Source organism: Paractinoplanes maris (assembly GCF_023544465.1).
GTDB lineage: Bacteria > Actinomycetota > Actinomycetes > Mycobacteriales > Micromonosporaceae > Actinoplanes > Actinoplanes maris.
In genome coordinates, this window is the sequence record NZ_JALPVL010000005.1 from 1 (window position 1) to 12,483 (window position 12,483).

Below are 12,483 nucleotides of genomic sequence, written 5' to 3' on the forward strand. Positions count from 1 at the left end.
GATGGCCGCCCGCCTGGCCGGCGAAGACATCGAACCGCAAGGCCCCATCGAAACCGAAGCGGCCCGACGTCTTCAAGACGAACTCAACCAAGACCCGGAGTAGTCACCAGGTAACCCAACACTCTCTAAGGCCTGTCCTGTCGATCACGTGGGAGTGAGGCGAGGTCCAGGTGGTGGCTGGCGGCGGCCGCAGAGCGGTCGCATACCGGGGTTGTATGTGGCCGTTCTGTGGACGTCGTCAGGCGCCACCTGGGCCACGCCGCAGCCCCGCGTGATCGACAGGACAGGCCTTAAGCGGGACGGCGGCGGGGGGTGACCAGGCCCGACTCGTAGGCCCAGACGACCAGCTGGGCGCGGTCGCGGCAGTGCAGCTTGGTCATCGCCCGGTTGACGTGGGTCTTGGCGGTCAGCGGGCTGATCACCATGCGGGCGGCGATCTCGTCGTTGCTCAGGCCGCGGGCGACCAGCTCGACGACCTCCTGCTCGCGGGCGGTCAGCACGTCGCGGCCGGCCGTGGGGTGGGCCGGGGGCTGGTTGCTGACGAATTCGCTGATCAGTGTGCGGGTGACGCCGGGGGCCAGCAACGCGTCGCCGCGGGCCACGACGGCGATGGCTTGGAGCAGGTCGGCCGGGTCGGCGTCCTTGAGCAGGAAACCGCTGGCGCCCGCCCGGAGCGCGGCGAAGACGTAGGAGTCGAGCCCGTAATTGGTGAGCATGAGCACCCGGACGGCGGCCAGCCCGGCGTCGGCCGCGATGCGGCGGGTGGCCTCGATGCCGTCGAGCCCCGGCATCTGCACGTCCATCAGGACGATGTCGGGCGAGACGCGCCGGGCGAGCTCGACCGCGCCGGTGCCGTCGGAGGCCTCGCCGACCACGTCGAGGTCGTCCTCGGCGTCGAGCAGGGCGCGGAAGCCGGCCCGCATGAGCGCCTGGTCGTCGACGAGCAGCACCCGGATCACGCGGCGCCGTCCAGCGGGAAGACCGCCCGTACGGCGAAGCCGCCCTCGTCGCGGTGCGCGGCCTGCAATGTGCCGCCCAGCCCGGTGACCCGTTCCCGCATGCCGTTCAGCCCGACCCCGGGCGTCACCGGCCGGGTCGCCGGCCCGGGTCCGTCGTCGACCACGGAGACCGTCAGGCAGGCCGGCGCGTAGTCGAGTCGCACCTCGGCGCCGGCCGGTCCGGCGTGCCGGGCGACGTTGGTCAGCGCCTCCTGGACGACGCGATAACCGGCCTGGTCGACCTCGACCGGCAGCTCCGCGGGCCCGCCGGTGACGGTCAGCCGCACCGGGACCCCGGCCGCCCGGGTCCGTTCCGCGAGCTCCTCCACCCGGTCCAGGCCCACCCGGTCCGCAGCCGCGGGCGCCCGCAACACCTCCAGCGTCTCCCGCAGCTCGCGCATCGCGGCTCCCCCGGCCTCCTGGATCGCCAGCAGCGCGGGCAACGGCTCCTCACCGTGCTTGCGGGCCAGGTGCACAGCGATCCCGGCCTGCACCTTGATCACCGAGATGCTGTGGGTCAGCGAGTCGTGCAGATCACGGGCGATGCGCAACCGCTCCTCGCCGGCCCGGCGCAGGGCCATCTCCTCGCGGGTGCGTTCGGCGTCGGCCGCCCGCTGCTCGACCTGTTCCAGGTAGGCCCGGCGTTGCCGCGCGACCAATCCGGCCACGTTGGCGGCGACGAACCAGCCCAGCAGCAGCGTCGTGCGTTCGACCACCTGCTGGCCGGGCCGGGCGGCCGGTGCGGCCGAGATGTCGTACGCGAGAAAGCCACCCAGAAAGGCGAGGCTGGTCACCGCGGCGGCCACCCGATGACCGCGCCACGCAGCGATGTAGACAGTGGCGAGGACGGCGAACGAAGCCGACACGCCCGCGTGGACCCGCACGTGCAGCGCGAGCATGGAGGCGGCCACGACCAGCAGCGCGGGCACCGGGTAGCGCCGGCACACCGCCAGCGCCGCCGCCATGGCCAGCACCAGGGCGACGTCGACCGCACGGACCGGATCGGCGTCCGGCGCGACAGCCGCGTTGCCCAGCAGGAAACCGCCGAGGACAACGCCGCCGAGAAGGTAGGGCAGATCGGGGCGCACGTTGGCACTGTAGGACGGACGGCCCACGCGGGGCATCCCGCCGGCGGCGTAGCCGGGGCATACCACGGGCGCGGTATCGGGGCGGGGCCAAGTGTCTACTGAGGCACGACGCTTTCCCGGGCCGCCCGGCCGAGCATGAGTCCCATGACTTACCGCTTCTTCACTCCCTCCCTCGCCGTGGCGGACAGCCGCACGGCCGACGTCCACCGGCAACTGCGCGAGGACTTCCTCGGTCCGGTGCCGGCCTTCCGGGCCCTCTCGGCCGAGCCGGACATCCTCGCACCGGCCTGGGCGCTGATGCGCGAGGCCCTGCTCGCGGACGGCGTCTCGCGGGTCGAGCGGGAGCTGGTGGCGTCGGTGGTCTCGCAAGCCAACCGGTGCCGGTTCTGCGCCGACGCGCATGTGACGCTGCTGCACGCGCTCGGCGAGCACGAGCTGGGCGAGGTCATCGCCCGCGGTGCTCCGCCGCCGCGTCCCCGCCACGCCGCGCTCGCCCAGTGGGCCGCGGCCAGCCGCCGCCCCCGTGCGTCGAGGTGGACCAGTCCGTACTGTGCCGAGATCACCGGCACACTGCTGGCGTTCCACTTCCTCAACCGGATCGTCTCGGCGCTGCTCGCCCCGGATCTGCTGCCCGGCGGCCTGCAGCGGTTCCCGGTGGTGCGGGCGGCCGGCGGACGGCTGCACGCCCGGACCGTACGGGAACCGAAGGAACCCGGCCGCAGTCTCGCCCTTCTCGAGGAGTGCGCCGACCCGCCACCGGCCTGGGCCGGGGACAGCCCGGTCGGCGTGGCCTACGCGGCGTTGCGCGGTGCCGCCCGGCGCGGCGGCGAGCTGTTGAGCGACGAGGCCCGGCAGACCGTCACCGCCACGGTGAGCTGGGAGGACGGGCGGCACCCGGAGCAGCCCGGCGAGTGGGCCGTCGACCTGGTGCGGGACCTGCCGGCACGCGACCGGGTCGGCACCCGGATCGCGCTGCTGGCGGCGTTCGCCCCGGCCGCGATCACCCCCGGCGACGTCGCCCTCCGGCGGCTCTCGCACCCGTCCGACGCCGATCTCGTCCGGCTGATCGCGTTCGGCGCGATGGCCGCCACCGACCACGTCGCCCAGGCTCTCCTGCCGGTGCGGAGGCCGTGATGCGCCGGGCGTTCGTGATCCTCAGCGGCGTCACCCTCGCGGTGTTCGCGCTCCAGTTCGTCTTCGCCGCCGTCGGCGCGTTCACCAAACCGTCGAGCGAGGACGCGTACGCGTTGCACAGCATCACCGGCATGGCCGTGATCCCGGCCCTGACGGTGCTGACCACGCTGACCGCCGTGCTGGCCAAGGCGCCCGGCCGGCTCGTCGGCCTGACCCTGCTGCCGCTCGGCCTGACCCTGCTGCAGGCGCTGCTGGCCGCGCTCACCGGCACGTTCACCGACGAGGCGGGCGGCAGCACCACGGTGGGCCTGATCATCGGCGGGTTGCACGCCGTCAACGGGATCGTCGCCGTGCACGTCGCCGTCGGTGTCGTCCGGGGTGCGAGCCGGCTGGCCCAGCCCGCCCGGGCCGGGGTGGAGGCGGCGGCGTGACCACCGGGTCGATCATCGCCGCCGATCTGATTCTGGCGGTACTCGCGGCCGCGGGATGGCTGGGCGGCGGGGCGGCGGCGACCACGGGGCGCCGCCGCCTCGCGACCGGGCTGGCGATCCTCGCGCTGCTGGCCACGCTGGGCCGGGCGGCCACGACGGTCGCGCTGGCCCGGGCCGGGTGGTGGTTCGCGGCGGAGAAGGTGGTGATCGCGGCACCGCTGTCGCTGGCCGCGGTGGCGGTCGGTGTGCGGCGGACACCGATGGCGATGTTCTTCGCGGGCTATGCCGCCACCGGAGCACTGCTGGTGACGGTGCTGCACGGCTATCCGGTGTCGGCCGGCGCGGCGCTGCTCGCGGTGGCCGGCGTGGCCACGGCGACCGCCGTGACGTGGCGGCTGCTCCATGGCCGGACCTCCCGGACGGCCGTGGCGGTCGCGGTGGTGGCGCTCGTCGGTGGCACCGCGTTCGCCGTCGAGCCGACCGCCGCCGCCGATCATGATCATCGGCCGGTGACGGCGTCCCGGGCCGGTGAGCCGACCAAGCGTTTCGTCCTGACCGCCGGGACGACCGGGGACGCCTGGGCGTTCAACGGTCAGGTGCCCGGGCCGCAACTCGACGCGACCGTTGGTGACGTCGTGGAGGTGACGCTGCGCAACCGGGACATCGAGCGCGGGGTCACGCTGCACTGGCACGGCTACGACGTCCCGAACGACCAGGACGGCGTGCCCGGGGTGACGCAGGACGTCGTGCGGCCCGGACAGGAGTTCGTCTACCGGTTCGTGGCCGATCAGGCCGGAAGTTACTGGTACCACACACATTCGGCCTCCGACATCGGTGTGCGCAAGGGCCTGTACGGCGTGCTCGTGGTGCGCCCCGGGCGGCCGACCGGCGTGGAGGTCGTCGTGGCGTACCCGGCCCGGCCCCCGCTCACGACGACCGCTTCCCAGCCGGGCACCCCCGTACGATTTCGGTTGATCAACACGGACAGTGTCACCCACCGGTACGCGGTGGCCGGCGCCCCGTTCACGGTGGTCGCCCTGGACGGCCGGGACCTGGACAGCCCTAGTCCGCTGACGAACACCGTCCTGGCGATCCCGGCCGGTGGACGCTTCGACGTGGTCACCACAGCACCGGCCGCCCTGTTCGTCGACGGCCGCCCGGTGCGGGCGACCGGCCCGCTCCCGCCCGCCCCCGGCGCCTGGCCGGTCCTGGATCCGCTGACCTACGGCACGGCCTCCCCGCCGCCGTGGACGCGGGTCGACCGCACGCTGACGCTGGTGCTCGACCGCGGCCTCGACCTGCGCGGCCGGCTCCCCCGGTACGCCCACACGGTCAACGGCGCGGCCGATCCCGGCATCCCGACCCAGGTCGTCCGGCGCGGCGAGGTCGTACGGCTCCGCATCGTCAACCGCTCGCTGGTCGTGCACCCCTGGCACCTGCACGGTCACCACGTGCTGGTCCTGACCCGCGACGGGAAGCCGGCCACCGGCAGCCCGCTGTGGCTGGACTCGTTCGACGTGCGCCCGGGCGAGGTGTGGGAGGTGGCGTTCCGGGCCGACAACCCGGGCCTGTGGGCCAACCACTGTCACAACCTGCCGCACGCCGACGCGGGGATGATGCTGCATCTCCGGTACTGACGCCGGCCGCCGGATCATCGGGGTACAGTTGCTACTCGCCAGTAACAACGGTGGAGGCAACATGCTCAGCTCGCGTCTGCAAGAGGTGCTCGACGGCCCCTGGGCCCATGTCCGCAAGGCGGCCCGGGCCGAGCTCGGCGGGGACAAGTTCGTGGCGGTGCCCGGCGAGACGATCGACGAGGCCCGGGAGCGCGTCACCCGCCTGCTCCGGGACCTGCCGGCCGACCCGGGGGTGGCGGCCGGCTTCCCGATCGCGTACGGGGGTCAGGGCGACCCGGGTGGGTCGGTGGTCGCGGCCGAGATGCTCGCGCAGATCGACCTGTCGCTCATGGTGAAGGCCGGCGTGCAGTGGGGGCTGTTCGGCGGGGCCGTGACCGCGCTGGGCACCGCGTATCACCACGACCGGTATCTGCGGGACATCATCTCGGCCGAGCTGCTCGGCTGCTTCGCGATGACCGAGACCGGGCACGGCTCGGACGTGCAGCAGCTGCGCACCACGTGCGCTTACGACCCCGCCACGCAGACGTTCGACCTGCACACGCCGCACGAGGCCGCGCGCAAGGACTACATCGGCAACGCGGCCCGCGACGGGCGCCTGGCGGTCGTCTTCGCCCAGCTCATCACCGGCGGCAAGCGCTACGGCGTGCACGCGTGGCTGGTGCCGATCCGCGACGAGGACGGGAACGTCCTGCCCGGCGTCACCGTGGGCGACGACGGGCACAAGGCCGGGCTGCTCGGCGTGGACAACGGGCGGCTCTCGTTCGACCACGTCCGGGTGCCGCGCGAGATGCTGCTCGACCGGTACGGCCAGGTCGCGCCGGACGGCACCTACACGAGCTCGATCGACAACGACGTCCGCCGGTTCTTCACCATGCTCGGCACCCTGGTCCGCGGGCGCGTGGTCGTCGGCGGCTCGGCCGCGAACGCCGCCAAGGAAGCGCTGACCATCGCCGTGCGGTACGGCGAGTCGCGCCGCCAGTTCACCGCCCCCGGCGAGACCCGCGAGATCGCGCTCAACGACTACCTGGCCCACCAGCGGGTCCTGGGCGTGCATCTGGCCCGGGCGTACGCGTTGCACTTCGCGCAGGACGAGCTGGTCGGCGCGCTGCACGAGGTGCAGACGGCGGACGGGCCGGTCGACGAGCACCGGCAGCGCGAGCTGGAGTCCCGGGCCGCCGGCCTCAAGGCGGCACAGACCTGGCACGCCACCCAGGCGATCCAGGCCGCGCGGGAGGCCTGCGGCGGCGCCGGCTACCTGGCCGAGAACAGGCTGCCCGGGCTGAAGGCCGACACCGACGTGTTCACCACCTTCGAGGGCGACAACACGGTGCTGCTGCAGCTGGTCGCCAAGGGGCTGCTCACCGGATACCGCGACGCCTTCGGCTCCCTGGACGGCTGGGGCCGGGCCACCTTCGTCGCCGAGCAGGTGCGGTCGATGGTCTTCGAGCGCACGGCGGCCCGCGGTCGCATCCAGCGGCTGATCGACGCGGTGCCGGGCCGGGCCGAGGAGGTCGCGCTGACCGACCGGGGCTGGCACCTGGCGCTCTTCGAGGACCGGGAGAAGCACCTGCTCGAGGGCGCGGTGCGGCGGCTGCGCAAGGGTGCCGGCCAGAAGAAGGGGCGGCAGTTCGACATCTTCAACGACGTGCAGGACCACGTGCTCGAGACGGCCCGGGCGCACATCGACCGGGTCGTGCTCGAGGCCTTCGTGGCCGGCATCGACCGCACCGCCGACGATGAGGCCCGGGCCCTGCTGTCCAAGGTGTGCGACCTCTATGCGCTGAGCACGATCGAGGCCAACAAGGGCTGGCATCTCGAGCACCAGCGGATGGTGCCGGCCCGGTCCAAGGCGGTCACCGGCATGGTCAACGAGCTGCTGCGCCAGTTGCGGCCGCGGCTGACCACGCTGGTCGACGCGTTCGCCATCCCGGACGAGTGGCTCAACGCGGCGATCCTGCGCGAGGAGCCGGGCCGCCAGGACGTGATGGCCGGGCACGACGGGGCCGCCTCGAAGGGGTGACGCGCGGCGGTGACTCCGGCGGCGGCACGGCCTCGATACCCGCGCCGCCGCCGGAAGCTCAGGAGCCGCCGCCGTTGGAGCCGCCGCCGTTCGGCCCGCGGCCGTTGGCCCAGTTGCGGGCTCCCCGCGCGGCCGAGCCGACCAGGTCGGCCGCGCCGCCCGCGGCCTTGCGGGCGAACGTGACCAGCGGGTCGGGCGAGTCGCGGAACGAGTCGCGGTAGCTGGCCGCCGCCGCCTTGACGTCGGCGGTCACCGACGCGTCCCGGTCGTCGTCGCGGCGCGGGTAGTCGCCGCCCAGGATCCGGCCGTAGTCGCCGGAGTCGACCCATTTCTGCAGCTCGGCGGCGCGGGCCACCGGCACCGGCTCGCTGCTGAACGCGGTCATCCCGATCTTGTGGATGCTGTCGCGCAGATCGCCGCCGCCCTCGTACTCCGCGGCCTGCTCCAGGAACGCGGCCGTGTCGATCTGCGACAGGTCACCGCCGCCGGCCTGCTTCATGAACAGGCGCAGCGAGGCCGCCGGATCCTGCTGGGCGAGCAGCCCGGCCCGGTCGGCCGACAGCTCCGCCTTGCGCCACCACTCATACATCGCTGCGATGATCGCCCGCAGCGCGATGGCCCCGACCGGCACCCAGCTGAAGCTGGTGACCCAGCGGGTCAGCAGCGTCATGATCGTCTGGTAGACGGCGTGGCCGCTGCGCACGTGACCGATCTCCCGGCCGAGCAGGGTGCGCAGCTCGTCGTCGTCCAGCTTCTCGACGGCGCCCGTGCTGATCACGATGAACGGGTGGTCCATGCCGATCGCCTTGCTGGTGATCATCGGCTGCTGGCTCACGTAGAGCTCGGGCCGCTCGGCGACGTCGAGCGCGTCGGCCGCCTCGGCGAACAGGCCGTGCACCCGCGGATACTGGCGGTGGTCGACCCGGATCGCCCCGGCCAGATACGACAGGCGGAACCCCCGCTCGTTCCACATGCCGAACAGGCCGCGCACCACGTCGTCGAAGCCCCGCAGCTCCCGCAGCGCGGTCAGCGCACCCCGGTCGGCCGGATGCTCCCAGGCCCGCGAGCTGATGCCGGTCAGAGCGACCCGCTGGCGCGCCGGCCGGTTGTCGTCCTCGATGGTCATCTTCGTCTCCCGTCTGAAGTTCCGGTGACGATAGTGGCCTATCGAGCGGGCGGGCACATCCGGCCGAGGACCCGGTTCCGGACGGGCCGACTGCGACTTTCGGCCGATACTTCGGTACGGGGCACACCCGGTACCGAAGTCGGTTCCGGCGCGGCGGCGGACCGGCGAGGATTTCCCGCACACCTGGCGATGAGTTCACCGGCCGACGGGAGTCCAAGGGGCATGACTACGCAGACGCACACCATCAGCACCTCCGGCGCCGAGATCACCTACGACGTCCGGCCGGGCGAGGGCCCGGCCCTGTTCCTGGTCGGCTCGCCGATGGACGCGGCCGGCTTCGTCACCCTGGCCGGGCACTTCGGTGACCGCACGGTGGTCACCTACGACCCGCGCGGCGCCGGCCGCAGCAAGCTCACCGGCGGCCAGGCGACGTCGACCCCCGAGCAGCACGGCGACGACCTGAGCCAGGTCATCGACGCCGTCGGCGGCGGCCCGGTCGACGTGTTCGCCTCCAGCGGCGGCGCGGTCAACGCGCTCGCGCTGGTCACCGCCCACCCCGGCCAGGTGCGCACGCTGGTCGCCCACGAGCCGCCGATCATTCCCGTGCTGCCCGACCGGGAGACCGCCTCGGCCGCCACCCAGGGCATCGCGGAGCTCTATCAGCGCGAGGGCGTCGGCCCGGCGATGGTCCGGTTCATCCAGATCGTCAGCCACCGGGGTGAGGTGCCTGCCGGGTGGATCGACCAGCCCGCGCCGAGCCCGGCCGACTTCGGGCTGCCGACCGAGGACAACGGCGACCGCACCGACGTGCTGCTGGGGCAGAACCTCCTCTCGTGCACCCACTACGAGCCCGATTTCGCCGCGCTGCGGGCCGCCTCGACCCGGATCGTGGTCGGCGTGGGCGAGGAGTCGGTCGGCGAGCTGGCCCACCGCGGCGGTGAGGGGGTGGCGGCCGGTCTCGGCGTCGAGCCGACGACGTTCCCGAGCAACCACGCCGGGTTCCTCGGCGGGGAGTACGGGCAGCATGGCGACCCGGACAACTTCGCGGCCACGCTGCGCAAGGTCCTCGACGAGCAGTCGTGATTCCCGTACGCCTGCCCTGGCCGGAGACGAACGGGGGGCCAGGGCAGGCGGGGGGGGGTGGCTCAGCGGCGAGCGCGGGCCAGGGTGTCACGCAGGGTGTAATAGGCGGGCTTCTTGCCGAAGTCGTCCCACATCACGGTGGCGGCGCCCTCGGCCGGGAAGAACACCGGCACCCAGGAGTACTTGTCGGTGAAGCCCCAGATCGTGAACGAGTTGCAGTCCTCGACCGCGAGGCACGCGTCCAGCACGGTCTTGTAGTAGGAGGCCTGCGTCGTCAGCTGCTCGGCGGTCGGGACGCCGCCCTCGGGCAGATCCATCCGCACGTCGAGCTCGGTGATCGCGGTCTTGAGACCGAGGTCGTCGAAGCGCTGCAGCACGCCGGCCAGCTGGTCGGGCGCGCCATAACGCATGCTCAGGTGGGCCTGCGACGCGAAGCCGTGCAGCGGCACCCGCTGCGCGAGCAACTGCTTGGCCAGAGCCTCGTAGGCGTCGACCTTCACCCCCGGCCACTCGACGCCGTAGTCGTTGAGGAACAGCTGGGCCCTCGGGTCGGCCTGGTGCGCCCAGCGGAACGCGTCGGCGACGATGCCCGGCCCGAGCCGCGAGATCCAGATGTTCTCGGCGCGGTATTCGCCGTTCTCATTGAAGATCTCGTTGGCCACGTCCCACTGCTGGATCTTGCCCCGGTAGTGGCCGACCACCGTGAAGATGTGGCTCTTGAGGATCGAGCGCAGCTCCGCGTCGGTGAAGGTGCCCTCGGTGAGCCAGGACGGGTTCTGGCTGTGCCACAGCAGCGTGTGGCCGCGGACGACCTGGCCGTGCTGGCGGGCGAAACGGACGATCGCGTCGGCCGGCCCGAAGTTGTACCTGGTGCGCTCGGGGTGGATGAACTCCCACTTCATCTGGTTCTCGGGGGAGACGGAGTTGAACTCCTGGGCCAGGACGCGACGGTAGGGCTTGTCGTAGGTGAACGGGTCGGGATAGGGCTGGTCGACGTGGTGACCGCCGCCGGCGACCGCGGTGCCGATCCGCAAGTCTCGGGGTGCGGCCGCGCGCAGCGACTTGCTGTGCGGATGAGCCTGCACCGGCTGGACGACAAGGCTGAGGGTGGCCGTGGTGGCGAGGACGGCCACCACGGCCCGGGCTGCTCTTCTCATCGGGACTCCTTGGAGGAACGTTCGGTGGATGGCGCTCCCGTAACTTCCGGTGGTTCCTCGAAACTTATGCGCCTCAGCGGAGTCCGTCAATGTCTCAGGCGCCGGCCGCGCGCAACTCCCGCACGATTGTCGTGCCGCTCTCGCCCTCGGCCTCGACCTCGCGGCTGTGCCGGGCGACCTCGGTGAAGCCGGCCTTGACGGCCACCGCGCCCGAGGCCTTGTTCGCCTCGTCGTGCTTGATGGCGACCCGCTCGATGCCCGGCAGCGTCACCGCGACCCGGCTGATCGCCTGGACGGCCGCGGTCATGTAGCCGCGCCCGGCGAACGGCGTGGCCGTCCAGTAGCCGATCTCGAGCACGCCCGGCCCCATCCGCGTCATCAGCCCGATCGACCCGGCCAGCTCGCCGACCGCGGTGAAGATGGCGTAGTTGAACTGCGTGCCCGCGTCCCAGTCGGCCGACGACCGGCTGATGTACTCGCGGGATTCCTCCAGGCCGTACCCGTCGGTGGCCCACGGAAGGAATTGCCGCAGCTCAGGCAGCGAATCCTTGATGGCGTCAAGGGCCGCGGGAGCCCACTCGATCTCCCAGCGCTTGAGCACCAGCTCACCGGCATTGATCATCTCTGGCGGTTCCATGGCCCCGAGCCTCCCGCCCGCCGCACCCGGCGGCAAATCGTTTCCGCGTCCCGGCCACGGGGTGACCGCCGCTCAGCGTCTACTGACCGGCGATCGGCCGGGACAGGTCGGTCACGACGCGGTCGATCTCGGCCAGGACGTAGGCCGCCAGCTCGCGCTGCGCCTGCTCGGCGGCCGGGTCGGTCTCCTCCAGGTCGCCGAGCACCACGATGTTCTCGTCGTTCAGGGTGGCGGCCGGGGCGGTGTAGTTGAAGCTGCCCACCACGACCAGGCGCTCGTCGATGACCATGAGCTTGTGATGCACCTTCCGCACGCCGTTGCCGGGCGTGTTCTCGTACAGCTGGGCGCCTTTGACCTGGAGCGGGACCGTGGCGGCCCACTTCTGGCGGCCCTGGCCGCGGTCGAGGACGCCGCGGACCGGGATGCCCGCCCGCAGCAGCCAGAACATCGTGTCGTCGATGCCCGAGGACTGGGCGAAGGTGAACATCGCGAAGTCGACACGGCGCTCGGCCTTGAGCATCTGCTTCATGATCTCCATCTCGGGGCCCTGGTGCGGCGCGAAGATGGGCTTGACCCGGATGCGGCCGAGGCGGAACTCGCGCGGCTTCGACTCGCGGCGCTCGCGCAGCTCGCCGAACGTGCCGCTGCGCAGCCGCTCGAACTCGCGGAGGAAGAGCGACGCCGCCGTCTGCCCGTGCAGGACGAGTACGTGATTGAGGTTGTTGCCGTTGTCGTTCTTCCCGGTGTCGGTCAGCGTGAAGTTGGTCGACCCGGTCAGCACGGCCGCCGTCGGCGCGCCCGGGTCCCGCACGATGAACTTCTGGTGGAAGATCTTGGGGTTGAGATCGGTGACCAGGTCGACGCCCGCGCGCAGCAACGCCGAGTGGATGACCCGGTTGTGCTCGTTGTCGCCGGCCGGGCTCCACGGGTCGGCCAGCGGCGGGTCCTCGACCAGATAGTCGCCCTCGAGGATGATCTGCACGCCGACCTTGCGCGCCTTGGCCGCCAGCACGGCCTCGGCCACCGCCCGCGAGTCCAGTTCCTGCACCGCGATCAGCAACGAGTCGGTGGCGCCGGCGATGAAATCGCGGATCACCAGGTCCAGGTCGTCCGGCCCGCCGAGCGCCACCGGTCCCGCGTAGAACTCCACACTGCCCAGGTCGATCCCCATA

11 protein-coding genes are annotated in these 12,483 nt (G+C 72.3%); 5 read left to right on the forward strand and 6 right to left on the reverse strand.

Features of this window, described 5'->3' with window-relative positions:
• Nucleotides 1-290: 290 nt before the first annotated feature.
• Nucleotides 291-959 carry a response regulator gene (locus NAG42_RS15120; RefSeq protein WP_250030904.1) on the reverse strand — a complete coding sequence of 223 codons (669 nt, stop codon included), beginning with the start codon at nt 957-959 and terminating at the stop codon, nt 291-293.
• The gene (locus NAG42_RS15125; protein WP_250030905.1) at nt 956-2,086 is read right to left on the reverse strand and encodes a sensor histidine kinase; all 1,131 of its coding nucleotides are present in this window, start codon (nt 2,084-2,086) and stop codon (nt 956-958) included. Before NAG42_RS15125 ends, NAG42_RS15120 begins: the two co-directional genes overlap by 4 nt.
• A 144-nt stretch (nt 2,087-2,230) precedes the next feature.
• Between NAG42_RS15125 and NAG42_RS15130 the strand changes: the two genes are divergently transcribed.
• From NAG42_RS15130 to NAG42_RS15145, 4 genes are all read left to right on the forward strand, one after another.
• A complete protein-coding gene (locus NAG42_RS15130; RefSeq protein ID WP_250030906.1) occupies nt 2,231-3,220 on the forward strand; it encodes a carboxymuconolactone decarboxylase family protein in 990 nt (329 codons plus the stop codon).
• Complete coding sequence (locus tag NAG42_RS15135) at nt 3,220-3,651, forward strand: DUF6220 domain-containing protein (RefSeq protein ID WP_250030907.1); 432 nt, start codon at nt 3,220-3,222, stop codon at nt 3,649-3,651. The genes NAG42_RS15130 and NAG42_RS15135 overlap by 1 nt, the downstream gene beginning before the upstream one ends.
• Complete coding sequence (locus tag NAG42_RS15140) at nt 3,648-5,288, forward strand: multicopper oxidase family protein (RefSeq protein WP_250030908.1); 1,641 nt, start codon at nt 3,648-3,650, stop codon at nt 5,286-5,288. Before NAG42_RS15135 ends, NAG42_RS15140 begins: the two co-directional genes overlap by 4 nt.
• Nucleotides 5,289-5,349: 61 nt before the next feature.
• Nucleotides 5,350-7,308 carry an acyl-CoA dehydrogenase family protein gene (locus tag NAG42_RS15145; RefSeq protein ID WP_250030909.1) on the forward strand — a complete coding sequence of 653 codons (1,959 nt, stop codon included), beginning with the start codon at nt 5,350-5,352 and terminating at the stop codon, nt 7,306-7,308.
• A gap of 58 nt (nt 7,309-7,366) precedes the next feature.
• Here NAG42_RS15145 and NAG42_RS15150 read toward each other — a convergent pair whose 3' ends face one another.
• Nucleotides 7,367-8,434: a M48 family metallopeptidase gene (locus NAG42_RS15150; RefSeq protein ID WP_250030910.1), complete on the reverse strand. Its 1,068-nt coding sequence runs from the start codon at nt 8,432-8,434 to the stop codon at nt 7,367-7,369.
• 222 nt (nt 8,435-8,656) lie between these two features.
• Here NAG42_RS15150 and NAG42_RS15155 point away from each other — a divergent pair, with 222 nt between their 5' ends.
• Nucleotides 8,657-9,517 (forward strand): alpha/beta fold hydrolase, encoded by an 861-nt coding sequence (locus tag NAG42_RS15155; RefSeq protein WP_250030911.1) that lies wholly within the window; start codon nt 8,657-8,659, stop codon nt 9,515-9,517.
• Between the two features lie 62 nt (nt 9,518-9,579).
• Here NAG42_RS15155 and NAG42_RS15160 read toward each other — a convergent pair whose 3' ends face one another.
• From NAG42_RS15160 to NAG42_RS15170, 3 genes are all read right to left on the reverse strand, one after another.
• On the reverse strand, nt 9,580-10,674 hold the full coding sequence (locus NAG42_RS15160; RefSeq protein ID WP_250030912.1) for an endo-1,4-beta-xylanase: 1,095 nt from the start codon (nt 10,672-10,674) through the stop codon (nt 9,580-9,582).
• A 94-nt stretch (nt 10,675-10,768) separates the two neighbouring features.
• Nucleotides 10,769-11,311 (reverse strand): GNAT family N-acetyltransferase, encoded by a 543-nt coding sequence (locus tag NAG42_RS15165; RefSeq protein ID WP_250030913.1) that lies wholly within the window; start codon nt 11,309-11,311, stop codon nt 10,769-10,771.
• Nucleotides 11,312-11,390: 79 nt separating this feature from the next.
• Nucleotides 11,391-12,482: a phospholipase D-like domain-containing protein gene (locus NAG42_RS15170; protein ID WP_250030914.1), complete on the reverse strand. Its 1,092-nt coding sequence runs from the start codon at nt 12,480-12,482 to the stop codon at nt 11,391-11,393.
• Between the last annotated feature and the right edge of the window lies 1 nt (nt 12,483).